Genomic DNA, 16,659 nt, shown 5'->3' on the forward strand with positions numbered 1-16,659 from the left:
ATACGGCTGGCCAGCGCGGCGCCCTGATCGTTCATGCCGACGATGATGGCGCGCTGCGGCGGCCCTTGCAGCATCAGCAGAAAGGGCGCGCTGGCTCGCAGTGCCAGATGGGCGCCCACCTGGCCCAGCGGCGCCACCCAGAGCCACGTGATCAGCGCCTCGCTGGAGAATTCGGCTATATAGCCGGTGGCAACGCCCAGAAGCAGCAATAGCAAAACCACCCAGAACCAGCTATAAAGAACGTCGAAAATCAATCTCTTGATTGAAAATTGCAGGCGCGAGGTGCCCGGAAAGGTGATCGAGAACACGATCACTGCAAGGATCAGGTAGGGGGGCCGCAATTCTCCTTCAATACCGGTGCTCACCAACCAAAGTGATAATGCCAGTACCGCGGGGTCGAGAATGGCCTCGACAGCGCTCAGCATGTTGTTGCCAAGCGGTCCCTTGGCATGGGTGGAAACCGTAGACGCGGAAAATGTCGGGTTGGCTTCAGCCATGGCTGAGGCTGCGCTCTATTTTGGAAACGGCTTGCATCCGGTTATAAACATCAAGTTTTTTGAAGATATGCTGCAGGTGGTTTTTTACGGTGAAGGCGCTGATGGAAAGGATGCTGCCAATTTCGGCATTGGTTTTTCCCATCTTGACCCAGTTCATTATTTCGCTTTCACGCTCGCTCAATCCATGGTCTTCGCTTTCCAGAGAATCCGCCAGCAGCACTCCTCCCGCACAAGAGGGATACGACAATGGTGCCACACGGCGCAATGCCGTATCCAGATAAGGCAGCAGAATTTCCATTGCGCTGAGCGTGGTACTGTCGAGCTCATCTTTCGAACTAAAAAATACATAAAGACAATCATGACGCCCGCGCTTGTCGCTGATGCCATGCATCAGGGAAGAATGCATGCCTTGCAAGGCTTGGCCAAAAGAACATTGCAGACCGCCATCTTCATATAGCGCATCCGGTCGAACGCTCGATGCGCAAGCCATCCTTCCCAGTTCATCCCACCGATTATAGAGTTTCCGCAGTAACGGTGAAAGAACTTCCGGTTCCAGGTGAACAGTTCTAACGCCAGGGAGCGCGGAAACGATGTCGTACCGGATGAAATTCGAGCTGAAATCTCCCCAGGCGGCGAGCATGATCTCGTGAGGCAGATAATGCTGAACTTCTCCCTGTAGCCATCTAAACAAATCAAGATGGCCGCGCACCGCTATCCCTTCCTGAATAATGCGGGCGTAACGTTGAAGATGGTCAGAAGAAAGTGAAGAGAAAAAACCCATATTGTGATGCTCAGTTAGCTGTTTAGTTGTTAGCTGCTTAGGTTTGGGAGGGTGGGCAACTTGATTCTTGGACGCAAAACCGATATTCCTCCACAGCCTGACCTAGCACTAACGCAGAGTATGCAAAAGCCATGACGCTGGTGGGAGCGATGTCACGCTATCATTCCTGCGCGACAATCTCACTGTTTAAAATACCTCATTCCGCCAGAAACGGATCATCATCGTTACCGAAGAAATCTTTGACGAATAATTCTCCAGGCTGCAAGGACGGCTGACATCGAACCCATCTTGCATGGTGAGACCAGCAAGCTACATTTCATATTTCCTCGCTGGATATGTCGGTGCGATAACCCACATAACACTAAATAATGAAGAGGAAGCGCCTGTCTTAATAAGATAAGCATAATTCATGCCAGGACTTTAAAATGTTTATAATCACTTAATTATCGGATAATACAAGGGTACAGCTGTCGCCAAACCAAGTGGATTTTTTGCTGTTATGCGACAACTAGCTGTTTATGCTCATATTTTATTGTCGCTAAAGAGCGACAATAAAATATATTAGGAAAATGCTACTGATCAGTTGAATTCGTAGAACGACGGGATGATAAGGGTCATGTTGTGACAGGTCGCCGCTTCATCGGTATGGAATGGAAGCGGATTGAACAAAAGTAAGGGTTGATTCGTGGAAGTAAGCCTGTTGATACCGTATTGCTGACGAATTCTAGGTGAGGCTGCTGAATATGTGCCAGACAGGTATTGGGCGTAAAAGCATCACAGAGAAACCGATCAAGTGCGCTTATCTAAACCTAAATCCGATTACTATGATCGGCAGAGAATTTTTGTATACTCGATTCTCATTTTTTGGGTAAATTCGTCCAACTACCGGATTTAAGATGAGATACTGATTCAGGAAATATCCGATAACCCGTATCTGTCCATTGCAAGCTAGAATCTGATGGTTACCATAGTATCCATCTTTGGGTTATGGGGTGGCTGATGGGGATCGAACCCACGACAACCGGAATCACAATCCGGGACTCTACCACTGAGCTACAGCCACCATCCGAAAATAATGCACAGCCTGGAATTCAGCCACCATCTGCTAGAAGATAGCTATGGCGTGCCCGACAGGAATCGAACCTGTAACCCCCAGCTTAGAAGGCTGGTGCTCTATCCGGTTGAGCTACGGGCACCACTCAAATCGGATTTCGCCCCACATTAGCATGAATTGGTCGGGGTGGAGAGATTTGAACTCCCGACATCCTGGTCCCAAACCAGGCGCGCTACCAGGCTACGCTACACCCCGGAAAGGGCGTTACTATACCTTTCCATCCATAAAAGGTCAATTTATGGCCTTCTTCCACAAGAATTATCATGAACCTGGAATGCAGCCGGAACACGCAGCCTCATGATGATATGTCAAAGTGAACCTTGTGGCACGCTAAGCGCTACACTCTCGGTCCTTCATTTTATTCCGCTCGATCAGGGCATAAGCCGAATGATTGTGAATGGACTCAAAGTTTTCTGATTCCACCACGTAAGCGTCTATGCGCGTGTCTTGATCCAGGAGCGCAGCTACATCGCGTACTGTGTCCTCGACAAATTTCGGGTTGTCGTAGGCCTTTTCGGTAACGTATTTCTCATCCTTACGTTTCAGCACTCCGTATAGTTCGCATGACGCCTGACCTTCTGCGATTCTTATCAGATCCTCGATCCAGACAAAACTGTTGACACAAATGGAGATCGACATATGGGAGCGCTGATTGTGCGCGCCGTAGGCGGAAATCTCCTTGGAGCACGGGCACAGGCTGGTCACCGGCACGATGACCTTCATGGTGAACTCGTAGCCTCCTTCCCTGATTTCTCCGATAAAAACCACCTCATAATCCAGCAGGCTTGTTATCCGGGAAACCGGCGCCGTTTTGTTGATGAAATAAGGAAAGGTCATTTCGATACCGCCGGATTCAGCTTCGAGCTTTTCTACCATGGCTCGCAGAATGCTCTCAAACGATTCAACGGAAATTTCCCGCTCGTGGCTATTGAGTATCTCCACAAAGCGCGACATATGCGCGCCTTTTATATTATGAGACAACTTTACATACATATTGAATACTGCGACGGTATGCTGTTTGCTACCATCCTTATCTGTAATCGTCACCGGGTGACGAACAGCCTTGATACCCACTCTATTGATTGCGATACGCCGGGTATCCAGGACACTTTGGACATCCGCAATGGGAAAATTCATGTCATTCATGATACCTGTTTTCCAAAAAGGGGCGCCTGCAGATCAGGTAGAATGGCTGAAACAGTGAAGTTAACTACTCGGGAAGTCTTGATCTGACCGATCTGATGATTCCTGCCTTATCCAGTCCGCAGTCAGCCAGCATTTGCGAAGGATCGCCTTGATCTATAAAAATATCCGGCAATCCCAATTGCAGCACTGGAGTGGCAAAGCCCCTGCTTTCAAGCGACTCCAGTACCGCGCTGCCCGCGCCGCCCATCACCGTATTCTCTTCCACCGTCACCAATAATTCGTGATTCTCCGTCAAAGAGGCGATCAGATCTTCATCCAATGGTTTGACAAAACGCATATTAACAACGGTCGCATTTAATTCTTCCGCCGCTTCCAGACAGGGTCTAAGCATGCTGCCAAAAGCCAGAAATGCGATTTTTTTTCCGTTACGGCGAATCTCGGCACGTCCCACGGGGAGTGCTTCCATGTGCTTTTGCGGCGCTATGCCGGTTCCTACGCCCCGTGGATATCGTACCGCTGTCGGCGTATTCATTTGAAAGGCGGTATAGAGCATCTGACGGCATTCATTCTCGTCGGCAGGGGTCATCACGGTAATATTCGGGATGCATCGCAAATAGGTTAAATCAAAACTGCCGGCATGAGTAGGACCATCCGCGCCTACCAATCCGGCGCGGTCTATGGCAAATACCACCGGCAGGTTCTGGATCGCGACGTCGTGAATCAACTGATCGTAGGCCCGTTGCAGAAATGTTGAATAAATGGCCACTACCGGCTTCAGGCCATCGCAGGCCAAGCCTGCCGCGAAAGTGACTGCGTGCTGCTCGGCAATACCGACATCAAAATAACGATCGGGATACTCCTCGGAAAATCTCACCAACCCCGAGCCCTCGCGCATCGCCGGTGTAATTCCGATCAGGCGCTCATCCAACGCCGCCATGTCGCACAGCCAATCCCCAAAAATCTGGTAATAGGCAGGCTTACCCGCGGCTTTAGGAACAATACCCGCCTCCGGATTAAACTTGGCTACACCATGGTAGAGAATCGGATCTTCTTCCGCCGCCTTATAGCCCGCGCCTTTGCGCGTTACTATGTGCAGGAATTGGGGGCCGTTAAGATGCTTTATGTTGTTGAGCGTGGTTACCAATATGTCAAGATCATGACCATCGATGGGACCGATATAATTGAAACCGAATTCTTCAAACAAAGTGCTGGGCGTTACCATGCCTTTCACGTGCTCTTCCGCACGTTTGGCCAGTTCCAGCATCGGTGGCACCACACCCAGCATTTTCTCGCCAGCACGCCGTGCAGTCGCATAAAATTGCCCCGACATGAGTCTGGCCAGATAGTTGTTAAGCGCCCCTACCGGACGCGATATCGACATGTCATTGTCGTTGAGGATCACCAGCAAATTCGTGTTCATGGCGCCAGCATTGTTCAACGCCTCGAAAGCCATGCCAGCGCTCATGGCGCCATCACCGATAATAGCCACCGCGCGCCGGTCCTTTCCTTCCCGTTGCGCCGCTACCGCCATACCGAGCGCGGCACTGATGGACGTACTGGAATGTGCCGTACCGAATGCATCGTATTCACTTTCATCACGTCGCGGGAATCCCGCGACGCCGCCTTGCATTCGCAATTTGCTCATGCCTTCACGACGGCCGGTAAGTATCTTGTGAGCGTAGGTCTGGTGGCCAACGTCCCATACCAAACGGTCATGGGGCGTGTTGAAAACATAATGCAATGCAATGGTCAACTCGACCGTGCCAAGGTTCGACGATAGGTGTCCGCCTGTTTTAGCTACTGATTCAACAAGGAACTGGCGCAATTCATCCGCAAGCTGCGGTAGCAACTTGCGTTCCAGCCTTCGCAACTTGGAAGGAACACTGATGGTATCAAGCAATGGATACATTTAAACCCTAAAAAATTGTTGTCTTCTTTACTGTGGCAAACATCAACTTCAAAATTCCCGGTGGATGATGAAATCGGTGAGTTGCCGTAATCGTTCCGCCGTTGCACCAAAAACCTCCAGCGACTGGTATGCGTCGCGCCGCAATTCCTCGGCCAGCTCACGCGCCCGGCTGCTTCCCAGGATACTTACATAGGTAGGTTTGTTGTTTTCGGCATCCTTGCCCGCAGTTTTGCCCAAGGTCGCAGTGGTAGCCTCGGCATCCAGCAAGTCGTCGACCACCTGGAAGGCAAGACCAATGCATTTGGCGAAGTGATCAAGACTTGTCAGTTGACTCTCGTTCAAGCTGTTGCCGCAATAGGCACCTAGCATCACCGCGGCCCGAATAAGCGCCCCGGTTTTATGAATATGCATAAATTCCAGTTCCGGCAGACTCAGTGTCTTGCCAACACTGGCGAGATCAACCGCCTGTCCACCCGCCATACCCCGCGAGCCCGCTGCCTGTGCCAGCCGCTTGATCATTTCCAGCTGCATTTGAGGGCTATCCGCCAAGCGATACTCAGCCAGCAATTGAAAGGCAAGACTTTGCAAACTGTCTCCTGCCAGCAACGCCGTAGCTTGATCGTATTCTACATGACATGTAGGCTTACCCCGCCTCAGTACATCGTCATCCATGCAAGGCATATCGTCATGTACCAGTGAATAAGCATGTATCAGCTCCACTGCTACCGCCGCGATCGTTACACGCTCTTCATCCGCGTTGTTCAATTCTCCAGCGGCGAATGAAAGCAGCGGGCGCACTCGCTTTCCCCCACCCAGAACGGTATAACGCATGGCATCATGCAGGCGCTCGGGAGGAATATCTGCGGCGGGAAGTAAGGTCTGCAGGGAAGTTTCTATGCGTACCTGGCGGCTCCTCGCCCAATCCTGGAAATCAGTGATCATCGATACCAGGCGAGGAGAAATTTTTCAGCGTATCAGCCTCAAGGAGACGCACCTGTTGTTGCGCATCCTGTAACTTGGACTGACAATATTGCAGCAACTCCGCACCACGCTTGTGGGCTGAGAGTGATGCTTCGAGCGGCATTTTCCCCGCCTCCATTTCGACGACAATATTTTCCAATTCCGTCAATGCCATTTCAAAACTTTCTGGCCGCGAAAATTTGACGGGTTTAGCAGGCTTTGTCATGATAAGCACAGTGTGTCACAGAATAGATACATCGCTGAGAATTTGTAAAAATAACGCAATAAGCAGGGTCAGGTCAATTAAATACATGAAACTTTCTTCAACAGCATCTTTTAGTCGAGATTATAGGCGTTTTAGAAAAGATATCACGCTCTTCCGGCTTGACTAATTGCGTTTTTCCGGCAAATGCCGGGTTTTTCGCATGGCAATCATCTTTTTTTGAACCCCTTGAGGAGGAAAAGTACCCGATATGTCCAATCTTGTTGACGTTTCCCAACTGACGCAAACAACCACGCCGCTGCCTACCGACTGGTATGTCGATCCGGGTATCCTTGATTTAGAAAAACGCCTTCTATTCGATCAAGGGGCAGGCTACGTCGGCCACGAAATTATGTTGCCGAACGTCGGGGACTACCATGTGCTGGAGTGGATGAATAGCGCCAAGGTGCTGGTACGCAACAAGGATGGCATTGAGCTATTGTCAAATGTCTGCCGTCATCGGCAATCTCTTTTGCTCAAGGGCCGCGGCAATACCAGAAATATTGTTTGTCCCGTGCATCGCTGGACTTATGATATGAAGGGTACGCTGCTGGGCGCTCCTCAATTTTCCGAAAATCCTTGCCTTAATCTGAGCAACACGCCATTACAGAGCTGGAATGGCCTGCTATTTACGGGCAAACGAGATGTAACACGCGACATGGTTCATCTGGGCGTCCTGAAGAATTTCAATTTTTCCGGTCATGTGCTGGAGCGGGTACAGATAGAAGAATATGCCTGCAATTGGAAGACTTTTATCGAGGTGTATCTGGAAGACTATCATGTCGAATCATACCATCCCGGCTTGAGCAATTTCGTGAATACCACCGAGTTGAAATGGGAATTCGGCGAGTGGTATAACGTGCAGACGGTAGGGATAAATCGTGGACTCGCCCACGCCGGCACGCCGGTTTACGCCAAATGGCAGGAACAATTGTTGCTCCAGACCGGGGGAGAGACGCCGGCCTACGGCGCCATCTGGATGCTCTACTATCCTAATATCATGCTGGAATGGTATCCTCATGTATTGGTAATCAGCACATTGTTGCCGACGGGAGCAGAGCGTTGCACAAACGTGATCGAATTCTATTATCCTGAAGACATTGCCTTGTTCGAACGCGAGTTTATTGAAGCTGAGCAAGCCGCCTATCACGAAACCGCCGTCGAGGATGACGAAATCTGCAAGCTGTTAACCGCCGGGCGTCGCGCGCTATATGAGCAGGGCATTAATGAAGTCGGGCCATATCAATCGCCAATGGAAGATGGCATGGCACACTTTCATGAATTTCTGCGACGGGAAATCGGATCACACATTTGATCCCGGCGCATTGAACTTACCTATAATGAGTGACTTAGCCCATGATTACGATTGAAGAAAGTGATAATCTTATAAACGTTGCCGTTTTCGGTGAATTCACCCTGGCAGATTATAAGGAATTCGAAGAGCAGGTAATCTACAAATCCCGATCCGAAAACCGGGTGAACCTTCTGCTGGACTGGCGCGACATGCTCAGCTACACCGTGGATGTCGCATGGGAAGATATCAAGTTCATCCGGGAGCACGGCAGCGAATTCAACCGGATTGCAATTATTACCAATAATCAATGGCAGGCATGGGGCGCCTGGGTATCCAATCTTTTTATTGATGCCAGCATCAGAGTATTTAGCGATTACGCCGACGCGAGGGCATGGGTAGTCGCTTAGTATTGCTTGCCTTCATGCTTACTTAACGAACGAAAGATATAGCCAAGAACGAAGGGCGGACAGACTATCCATATCTTTTCAATCCGAATTCCGGATCATCAAAAAGCGGGCAATCGCCACGACCTGCACAGCCCTTTCGCAGGCATCCAAAAGTGATTACACTGCAAGCCCTTTATCCGCACAATTTTGTTAATAGCTGACTGATCAAAATACACAGAAGATTTTGTTGCAAAAAAACGACACATTTTCCTCTCATTCTCCAAAATCTCTTTATATTGATCCCCAACTCGTCCAAAATGGAACCTGTTATTCTTGTAAGCGGCAGGTGGGGACTCATAAATATTTCGATGGCATTTCATATGCCGGGAAAATTGATGCTTTACCTGATTTTGGAGAACTATATGAATAGTGATTCAATATTGCCTTGACAGAGAAATTCGCCATAAGCTCGGAAGTTAATTTAATTAACACTTATGATTGCATTAGTCATTACTTGTTATCACAGTGATTATTCTCGGTATTGAAGATTGAAATCCAAATCAAGCGGTGAATAGATTAACAACCAGAACCAGTGCGTATCCAATCAGAATCCTTTACATTATAAAAAAATGACCAGTCCCATTAATTTGGAGGGGAAGACCTTGAGTTCAACAATAGCGAAGTTGAACGCTCCGCTAACGCAAGCGTTTAATCCTCAATCGTCAAGCGAGTCGCCGATAGCAAACACTCCAACACCGACTTCCAGCAGCCAGGCTCAGAGATTAGCTGACTTTGAGACATTGACGGCTGCCTTGGAATACGCAGCGGACGGAAATGCTGGATATAACTTCTACGATGCCAAGGGCAATTTACGTTCGGTCCTTTCCTATCAGGCGTTAAGGCAAAATGCCCATATCTTGGCCCGGCGTTTAGCGGGTCTTGGCCTGGTTCATGGTGATCGCGTAGCACTTATTGCCGATACCACTCCCGAATTTGTCGAATTATTTTATGCGTGCCGCTACGCGGGATTGATTCCTTTTGCGATGCCGGTTCCGGTGAATCTTGGTAGCCACGCAGTGTATGTCCAGCAGCTCCGGGGGATGCTTGATAGTGGTCAAGCAAGTGCGGCACTGGCCAATGTAGACTATATAGGCTTTCTCAAAGAGGCCACCGAGGGATCTCAAGGGTTGAGATGGGTTGGCACACCCGAGCAGTTGGGAGAACTCCCGGCTCTGGAGACATCGCTGAAAGCAAATCATCCTGACGAAATCGCTTATCTTCAATTTACCTCGGGCAGTACGCGTACCCCTCGCGGAGTAATCATTACCGAACGGGCATTAATGAGCAATCTGCAAGGGATTGTTCGTAATGGCCTGGAGATACGGCCCGGTGATCGCTGTGCGTCATGGCTGCCCTTTTATCATGATATGGGGCTGGTAGGGATGGTAATGGCGCCGATGGTGGCGCAAGTTTCGGTCGACTATCTGGCTACCCGTGATTTTGCAATCCGGCCTCTGCAATGGTTGCGTCTGATTAGTCGAAATCGCGCTACCGTCGCGTTTAGCCAGCCATTTGGCCTCAAGCTCTGCACCCTGCGAGTTCGTGATTCCGATTTGGAGGATCTCGATCTTAGCAGCTGGCGTGCGGCGGGTGTCGGTGCTGAAATGATACGGCCCGACACCTTAAGAAATTTTGCTGAAAAATTCGCCCCGGCGGGTTTTGACGCACGCGCCTTTCTGCCCTGCTATGGACTGGCCGAATCGACGCTCGCCGTTACCTTCTCCCAGGTTGGCCGTGGCTTCCAAAGCTTGCGGGTTGATGCCGGCACGCTGGTGGATAAAAAAATGGCGGTCCGCTTGCAAGCGGAAGGCAGAAAATATAGCGAATTTGTAAATTGCGGCCGCGCCTTGCCCGGGCATACCGTCAAGGTTGTCGACGATGCCGGGTTGACTCTGCCTGATATGAGAGTAGGCAGCGTATTGGTATATGGTAGTAGTATTATGACGGGCTATTTCAATAATCCGGAAGACACCCAAAAAACTCTCCGTCCTGGTAACTGGTTGGATACCGGTGACCTTGGCTTCCTTTTTGAGGGAGACCTGTATGTTACCGGGCGCCGTACGGATGTCATTATTGTCAATGGACGTAATATCCGTGCTCAGGATATCGAAGAGCTTGCCGAACAGCAACCAGAAGTGAGGGCCCGTGAGGCATCCGCTTTTGGTATAACGGATGCCAATGATGTTACGACGATCGTGTTGGTTATAGAGTGCCGCTTGACCTCCATAACGGATCGACAATCTCTTACCAGCCGGTTACAACGGCTGGTGTATATGGCATTTGGTGTTAATTGTCTGGTTGAACTGGTTTCGCCACACACTTTGCCCCGTACCTCATCCGGCAAACTGTCGCGTTTTGCGGCACGCCAAGGTTTCATACAGCGGACAAATCTGACAGACCAGTTATCTGCCGCCGAGTCCGGGGACAAATAACCGGCATATGTCGGGCTCATGGGTGGCGGTGACCGGGGCCACCGGCTTTATTGGTAGCGTACTTTTACAATCCCTGATTAAAGAGGGATGGAAAATCAAGGCATTGGCCCGCCGTCCTCGTGCCAATGATGAGTTTACGCAATGGATTGAAGGTGACTTAGACAACCTGGATGCATTGCAGAGTCTCGTTGAAAATGTATCTGCTGTCATACATTGCGCAGGCCGGGTTCGGGGCAGCTCCCTTGATGATTTCATTGCTGCCAATGTCGCGGGCACGAGCAATCTTGTGCGAGCTTCAATACAGCAGGCGTCTCCGCCTCGCTTTCTGCTCATCTCTTCTCTGGCTGCCAGACAGCCGGAACTTTCGTGGTATGCAACCAGTAAGCACATGGCTGAGCAGTTAGTGATTGACCATTCTCATGTCATGCCGTGCGCGGTTTTCCGTCCCACTGCGGTTTATGGCCCGGGTGACAAGGAAATGAGCCCACTCTTCAGAGTCACACAACGTGGCATATTACCTATGGTTGGGCAAGCTGCAATGCGCTTTGGTTTATTGCATGTCAATGATTTGGTAGCCGCCATTCTCTGCTGGCTCTCGACCGAGACCCCCGTGAACGGTATCTATGAACTTGATGACGGGCTACCGGGGGGCTACGACAGTCAAACCGTGGCCGCCATTGCGCAAGATGTTTGGAAACGGCCGGTGCGTTGCCTCTTTTTGCCGGCACCCCTTGTTTCGCTGGTTGCTAACATTAACTTGTGGTCGGCACGGCTGCTGCGTTACTCGCCGATGTTGACCCCCGGGAAAGTTAGAGAGCTACGACATCCGGACTGGGTCTGCGATATTACGCCTCTAACCCAGGCGCTTCCGAATTGGCGGCCTCGCATACGCTTGCGTGATGCTCTGCCGCAGGCAATATGATCCCTATAACAATCAAATCGATTCAGAATTGAGCCATGTCTAACGATTACAGTGATATCCTTCAGAAACTTTGTCATCATCTTAGGCAATTTACCGGTCCTGATGTGGAGATTACGCCGCAGACTGATCTCATTAATCAACTCGCCATTGATTCAGTCAAGTTATTGAACTTGATTATGGAAATCGAGGATGAGTTTGATATTTCCGTGCCGATAAATGCTCTCGCAGATGTTCAGACGGTTCATGAGCTTGCAAATTTGATTCACCAGATAGAGTCGGCTAAATAATGAGTTTGCTGGATAAACTGGATGCCGTTGCCGCAGCGAGAAAAGCGTTGCTACCCGAGGGTGTTGATGTTTTTGGCATACCCATCGGACAGATTTATTCTGCGACAGAGGCAAAAATTGGTGATCGTCGTATACTTTTCCTGGGTACGAACAACTATCTCGGGCTGACCTTCGCGCCGGAATGTCTGCGAGCGGCGCATGAAGCACTTGAAAGTGAAGGCACCGGCACCACGGGATCGCGCATGGCCAGCGGTAGTTATGGCGGACATCGCGCCCTTGAGCGGGAGTTCGCGGATTTTTATAACTGCCTGTCGTGCATTGTTTTTACGACAGGTTATCAGGCAAATCTCGCTACAATCTCCGGCCTGGCGGGGGCTGGTGACGTTGTGCTCATTGATGGCGACTCTCATGCAAGCATCTATGATGGATGCCGCTTGAGCGGTGCCGAGATAATCAGGTTCCGTCACAATGATATGACGGATCTGGATAAGCGTCTCCGCCGCCTGGGAGAGCGCTCGCGCTCGACGCTGATCATTGTTGAGGGTATTTACAGCATGCTGGGCGATCGCGCACCGCTTGCGGACATTGTCAAATTAAAAGATGCTTACCAGAGCACCCTTCTTCTTGACGAGGCTCATTCTCTCGGGGTTCTGGGCCGGACGGGCCAAGGTTTGGTGGAAGAAACGGGGCTCATTGGCGGAGTCGATTTCATCACGGGCACCTTCAGCAAAAGTCTCGGTGGTATAGGGGGCTACTGCGTAAGCAACCATCCTCAACTCGATCAACTACGCTATGTTAGCCGGCCGTATATATTTACGGCATCACCCTCGCCAGCCACCATTGCATCGACGCGGGCGGCGCTCAAATTACTGCATGACGGTACTGGATTGCGTGAGCAGCTTTGGAAGAATGCACGCCAGCTTTATTCAAGACTTCAGGAACTCGGCTATCAGCTTGGTCCGGAGCCCAGCCCCATCATTGCAACCATACTTGATACGCCGCAGCAGGCGCTGGCTTTATGGAATGGCTTGCTTGAACACGGCATCTATGTCAACCTGATGCTGCCGCCCGCGGCACCGGATGGTAAATCGCTGGTACGTTGCAGCGTAAGCGCAGCCCATACCAGTGACCAAATGGATTATGCCGGTCAGGCTTTTGCCGAGCTACGTGGAACGATTTTCCAATAAACATTCCTGCTGCCCGGTTATTTCGTACGACAACGTGCAAAGAACTCAACCTTGTGTTCCAATCCCACAATGGTTCTATCGCGCTGTATCAACAGTAAATCCAAAGAATAAAATAATTATCATGAAACGGCATGCGTACTCTCCTTACCTATAGCATGGTTTTTCCTCGGCGCAGCGCATACGTGCTACTGGCACTGTTGGCTGCGGGGATTGCCGAGGGGCTCAGCCTGACCGCTCTTCTCCCTTTAATTTCGATTGCGATAGGCGGGACAGGAGACTCGGATATTGGACGAGTCATCGTGGGTACCCTGCAGGGCATTGGAATTACACCCACAATAGGTGTCATGCTGTTGATTATCGTCGGTGGCATGCTTGTCAAAAGCTTGATATTACTGTTAGCCAACAGGCAGGTTGGCTATACCGTGGCGCATGTCGCAACCACGCTGCGCCTGAATTTCATCAAGGCGCTGCTTGCCAGCCGCTGGCAGTATTATCTGCGCCAGCCCATAGGTTCGCTTGCCAATTCGGTCGCCACAGAAGCATATCGGGCAGCGAATGGCTTTGAGCATAGTGCCAACGTTCTCGCCCTGTCGATGCAAGTGCTGGTCTATTCAGTTGTGGCCTTATTTATTTCATGGCAGGCAACCCTTACCTCCCTTCTCATCGGCATGATTCTGCTCCTGGCGCTGAGCCGCCTGGTGCGCGCCACGCGCAGAGCCGGCTCTAAGCAGACGCATTTGATACGCCATCTATTGACTTATCTTTCCGATATACTCAGCTCGGTAAAATCATTAAAGGCCATGGGGCGGGACAACGTAGCCGATGCCATTCTTCGTGACCAGACCCAGCAACTGGAGAAGGCTACGCGCCGGGAAGTCATGAGCAGGGAAGCCTTATTAGCCTTGCAGGAGCCCATACTTGCCGCCTTGACAGCGAGTGGGTTATATCTGGCACTTGTAATTTGGGAACTTTCATTACCTGAGGTGATGGTGATGGCCTTCCTGCTGACCCGTATCCTTGGCTTGCTCAATAAAACACAAAGGCGTTTTCAGCAACTGACCGCGCAGGAAAGCGCTTATTGGGCAATGCGAGCAGCGACCGAAGAAGCGCAGGCCGCGGCTGAAAGAACTACCGGGACCCTCCAACCCACCCTGCAACAGGGGATCAGCCTTAAGCATGTAAGCTTCGATTATGGGACGAAATCGATATTTCGTGATCTCAATATCGAGATATCCGTGAAATCGTTTACTACTATTACGGGAACGTCAGGCGTTGGCAAAAGTACGTTGCTCGATCTTCTCTGCGGGCTGGCAGAACCCAAGTCTGGGGAAATCCTGATTGACGGCGTATCGCTGCATGAAATTAACTTGCGTTTATGGCGGTACATGATAGGTTACGTATCTCAGGAAACCATTCTTCTCCATGACACTATTCTGACCAATATTCTTGTCGGTGCGCCCGATCTCGCTTATGCCGATGCAGAACGGGCACTGCACCAGGCAGGTGCCTGGGATTTCGTCAGCGCTCTTCCAGAAGGCTTGCATACTGTGGTGGGTGAACGTGGAGGACTTCTGTCAGGTGGGCAACGTCAGCGCATCGCAATTGCCAGAGCGCTCGCCCATCAACCACTTTTCCTGCTCCTGGATGAGCCAACCAGCGCCCTCGATCCAGATAGCGAACAGATAATTTGTGAAACACTGCAAAGGTTGGCACAGAACTTTACCATTATTGCCGTATCTCATCAGCCCGCGGTGGTCAACGCTGCCGACACCGTTTATGCGCTTTCAAAAGGTAAAGCAGAGCGAATACAACGGTCGCCTGGCAGCGATAGTCATTCAGAATCACTGGGGATCTTGAATGTTGCTGCTGATAACACTTAGTACACTCGCTAGAGACGCGCCCCTGCCAGAGCCAGAGTGAGCCATCAATGGAATTCCGGCGCCACCATCACCATAATCTTGCAACCGTTTCCTATCCTGAATCCGGCGATTGGGTGGGATAAAACTATGTGATTCTGGGGATGCGAGACAAGGCGCGATGAAAATAGAATGAGCGGTCGACTGCCGGATTCAGGATGTTCGGTTTAAGAAACCATACATCATTCAGGACAGGTACGTCCAACCCCGATTGACAACGATAAGGAGTGCTGCTGGCAAAGCTCGCTGGCCAGCAGATCCAAACACACTACACGGTTTTGCGACCAGAGACTGGGTAGTGTTAAGATGCTTTTGCACTCGTCCGCCGGCGCAGCCAAAAGAAGGCCCCGATACCCCCAACGCCCAGCAATAACGCGATCTCTGTCATGCCAAAACCTCCGCCATGACTGCCGTGGCCTCCGCCGCCACCCACATGTACCGGAATACGCACCGCCGTAGTCATCTTGCCAGCTTTCTCAGTCTCCAGCAGCACCGCATATTGACCAAGTTCCTCCAAATTGACGGTAAATGCGATACTTCCAGATGGGTATTGCTTGGCTGGTACGGACAGAATCTCATGTCCCCCTTCTCCATGTCCTTCCATCACCAGACGTACTGCGATGGGGATCTCACGAGACTCGGCATCGGTCAAATCCACCGAGAAATACAATTCGCCGGTTTCCGGGACATGATCGCAATACGCATGAGTGGGTGGAAGATCGCCCTTTGGTTTCTCATAGGCACTGAAGGCCACGGGGAAAGCGCCCGATTTGATGGCACAGTCTCCTGAATGATGGCCTTCATGAGCGAGCATCAGTTGCGCATGAACCGGCACCGCTGCCAGTGCCACCAACATGGTGCATGCCAACCCTACAGCCCGCTCAAACATTCTATTCATAATATCTCCGGTTCAAATCCGCAAATTAATCGTACGTCCAGCGTTTTTAGGTGAACAATATAATCGCGGATTGTATACCAAACTCGCTGCGAATAGGAAGCGGTGTATGGCCGGAAATCCGCAAACAGCCGAGCTTCGCGAAAGTTTGGCAACCCGGACACGGGTATGTCACCCACACTTTTCAGCTCATTTGCTTCAAATATCCTGTCAGGATAAAGGTCCCGCTCAGATGGCCATGCCGATATGATTTTGCCGTCTCTCTCACTAACACTATTACACGCCAGACAAGCTGCCAGCGTTTAATGGCGTCGGCGTCCAACCCGATCTTGTTTTACTACTACCTACTGCCACCTACCGCTACCAGAAAACTATAAAAATTCTGATTCCTCCGGAACCCCATTAATGCGCGCTAATGAGCTCTACAAATTCGGCGCCAGTATTCATTTTTTTGAAATCGTAGTGAATATGTGAGGGAATATTACCCCATGGAAAACGCGCTTTGAGAGTCAATGCAGCATGGACAGGTATATGTTAAAGCTGTATAGTTGCCGAGCCTTCGCTCTTTAGGGCATCTCTAAGAATTCGAAACTTGCCGCAATGGGTTGTTG

Annotated in this window: 13 protein-coding genes, 3 tRNA genes and 1 pseudogene; 7 read left to right on the top strand and 10 right to left on the bottom strand. The window is 50.6% G+C overall.

Annotated elements, in window-relative coordinates; all coding sequences use genetic code 11:
* The 9 genes and pseudogenes from BLO43_RS15690 to BLO43_RS15730 form a co-directional block, all read right to left on the bottom strand.
* Nucleotides 1-497, bottom strand: a pseudogene (locus tag BLO43_RS15690) (undecaprenyl-phosphate glucose phosphotransferase); the annotation flags it as partial.
* Nucleotides 490-1,278 carry an XrtB/PEP-CTERM-associated transcriptional regulator EpsA gene (epsA, locus tag BLO43_RS15695; protein WP_090907933.1) on the bottom strand — a complete coding sequence of 263 codons (789 nt, stop codon included), beginning with the start codon at nt 1,276-1,278 and terminating at the stop codon, nt 490-492. The gene epsA and the pseudogene BLO43_RS15690, both read right to left, overlap by 8 nt.
* A 988-nt stretch (nt 1,279-2,266) precedes the next feature.
* Nucleotides 2,267-2,341, bottom strand: a tRNA-His gene (locus BLO43_RS15700).
* Nucleotides 2,342-2,397: 56 nt separating this feature from the next.
* Nucleotides 2,398-2,474 (bottom strand) — tRNA-Arg (locus BLO43_RS15705).
* 36 nt (nt 2,475-2,510) lie between these two features.
* Nucleotides 2,511-2,587: transfer RNA gene (locus tag BLO43_RS15710), tRNA-Pro, on the bottom strand.
* 135 nt (nt 2,588-2,722) lie between these two features.
* Entirely contained in the window at nt 2,723-3,538 is an 816-nt protein-coding gene (gene folE2 / locus BLO43_RS15715) for a GTP cyclohydrolase FolE2 (RefSeq protein WP_090907935.1), read from the bottom strand.
* Between the two features lie 64 nt (nt 3,539-3,602).
* Nucleotides 3,603-5,447 (bottom strand): 1-deoxy-D-xylulose-5-phosphate synthase, encoded by a 1,845-nt coding sequence (dxs, locus tag BLO43_RS15720; RefSeq protein WP_090907937.1) that lies wholly within the window; start codon nt 5,445-5,447, stop codon nt 3,603-3,605.
* A gap of 48 nt (nt 5,448-5,495) precedes the next feature.
* Nucleotides 5,496-6,389: a polyprenyl synthetase family protein gene (locus tag BLO43_RS15725; RefSeq protein WP_074630491.1), complete on the bottom strand. Its 894-nt coding sequence runs from the start codon at nt 6,387-6,389 to the stop codon at nt 5,496-5,498.
* Complete coding sequence (locus tag BLO43_RS15730) at nt 6,379-6,633, bottom strand: exodeoxyribonuclease VII small subunit (protein WP_074630492.1); 255 nt, start codon at nt 6,631-6,633, stop codon at nt 6,379-6,381. The genes BLO43_RS15725 and BLO43_RS15730 overlap by 11 nt, the downstream gene beginning before the upstream one ends.
* A 247-nt stretch (nt 6,634-6,880) precedes the next feature.
* On the opposite strand from BLO43_RS15730, the gene BLO43_RS15735 reads away from it, so the two are divergent.
* The 7 genes from BLO43_RS15735 (at nt 6,881) to BLO43_RS15765 (ending at nt 15,117) form a co-directional block, all read left to right on the top strand.
* On the top strand, nt 6,881-7,984 hold the full coding sequence (locus tag BLO43_RS15735) for an aromatic ring-hydroxylating oxygenase subunit alpha (protein WP_090907939.1): 1,104 nt from the start codon (nt 6,881-6,883) through the stop codon (nt 7,982-7,984).
* Nucleotides 7,985-8,025: 41 nt separating this feature from the next.
* A complete protein-coding gene (locus BLO43_RS15740) occupies nt 8,026-8,370 on the top strand; it encodes a SpoIIAA family protein (RefSeq protein ID WP_074630494.1) in 345 nt (114 codons plus the stop codon).
* A gap of 641 nt (nt 8,371-9,011) precedes the next feature.
* Nucleotides 9,012-10,841: a fatty acyl-AMP ligase gene (locus BLO43_RS15745; protein WP_090907951.1), complete on the top strand. Its 1,830-nt coding sequence runs from the start codon at nt 9,012-9,014 to the stop codon at nt 10,839-10,841.
* A 7-nt stretch (nt 10,842-10,848) separates the two neighbouring features.
* Nucleotides 10,849-11,763: an NAD-dependent epimerase/dehydratase family protein gene (locus BLO43_RS15750; protein WP_090907941.1), complete on the top strand. Its 915-nt coding sequence runs from the start codon at nt 10,849-10,851 to the stop codon at nt 11,761-11,763.
* Between the two features lie 35 nt (nt 11,764-11,798).
* Nucleotides 11,799-12,050, top strand: a complete 252-nt coding sequence (locus BLO43_RS15755; RefSeq protein ID WP_090907943.1) for an acyl carrier protein — start codon at nt 11,799-11,801, stop codon at nt 12,048-12,050.
* Entirely contained in the window at nt 12,050-13,237 is a 1,188-nt protein-coding gene (locus tag BLO43_RS15760; RefSeq protein ID WP_090907944.1) for a serine palmitoyltransferase, read from the top strand. The genes BLO43_RS15755 and BLO43_RS15760 overlap by 1 nt, the downstream gene beginning before the upstream one ends.
* Before the next feature lie 131 nt (nt 13,238-13,368).
* On the top strand, nt 13,369-15,117 hold the full coding sequence (locus BLO43_RS15765; protein WP_090907947.1) for an ABC transporter ATP-binding protein: 1,749 nt from the start codon (nt 13,369-13,371) through the stop codon (nt 15,115-15,117).
* Nucleotides 15,118-15,454: 337 nt separating this feature from the next.
* Here the strand turns inward: BLO43_RS15765 and BLO43_RS15770 are convergent, their stop codons facing one another.
* Nucleotides 15,455-16,051: a hypothetical protein gene (locus tag BLO43_RS15770; RefSeq protein WP_090907949.1), complete on the bottom strand. Its 597-nt coding sequence runs from the start codon at nt 16,049-16,051 to the stop codon at nt 15,455-15,457.
* Nucleotides 16,052-16,659: the final 608 nt, after the last annotated feature.

The organism is Nitrosospira sp. Nsp13 (genome assembly GCF_900101945.1).
GTDB lineage: Bacteria > Pseudomonadota > Gammaproteobacteria > Burkholderiales > Nitrosomonadaceae > Nitrosospira > Nitrosospira multiformis_D.

What these genes read in the sequence shown, in the direction of transcription:
- BLO43_RS15770 (WP_090907949.1), bottom strand. Translation starts at nt 16,051, where the DNA reads ATGAATAGAATGTTTGAGCGGGCTGTAGGGTTGGCATGCACCATGTTG.
- BLO43_RS15760 (WP_090907944.1), top strand. Translation starts at nt 12,050, where the DNA reads ATGAGTTTGCTGGATAAACTGGATGCCGTTGCCGCAGCGAGAAAAGCG.
- BLO43_RS15765 (WP_090907947.1), top strand. Translation starts at nt 13,369, where the DNA reads ATGCGTACTCTCCTTACCTATAGCATGGTTTTTCCTCGGCGCAGCGCA.
- epsA (WP_090907933.1), bottom strand. Translation starts at nt 1,278, where the DNA reads ATGGGTTTTTTCTCTTCACTTTCTTCTGACCATCTTCAACGTTACGCC.
- BLO43_RS15750 (WP_090907941.1), top strand. Translation starts at nt 10,849, where the DNA reads ATGTCGGGCTCATGGGTGGCGGTGACCGGGGCCACCGGCTTTATTGGT.
- BLO43_RS15735 (WP_090907939.1), top strand. Translation starts at nt 6,881, where the DNA reads ATGTCCAATCTTGTTGACGTTTCCCAACTGACGCAAACAACCACGCCG.
- BLO43_RS15755 (WP_090907943.1), top strand. Translation starts at nt 11,799, where the DNA reads ATGTCTAACGATTACAGTGATATCCTTCAGAAACTTTGTCATCATCTT.
- BLO43_RS15730 (WP_074630492.1), bottom strand. Translation starts at nt 6,633, where the DNA reads ATGACAAAGCCTGCTAAACCCGTCAAATTTTCGCGGCCAGAAAGTTTT.
- folE2 (WP_090907935.1), bottom strand. Translation starts at nt 3,538, where the DNA reads ATGAATGACATGAATTTTCCCATTGCGGATGTCCAAAGTGTCCTGGAT.
- BLO43_RS15725 (WP_074630491.1), bottom strand. Translation starts at nt 6,389, where the DNA reads ATGATCACTGATTTCCAGGATTGGGCGAGGAGCCGCCAGGTACGCATA.
- dxs (WP_090907937.1), bottom strand. Translation starts at nt 5,447, where the DNA reads ATGTATCCATTGCTTGATACCATCAGTGTTCCTTCCAAGTTGCGAAGG.
- BLO43_RS15740 (WP_074630494.1), top strand. Translation starts at nt 8,026, where the DNA reads ATGATTACGATTGAAGAAAGTGATAATCTTATAAACGTTGCCGTTTTC.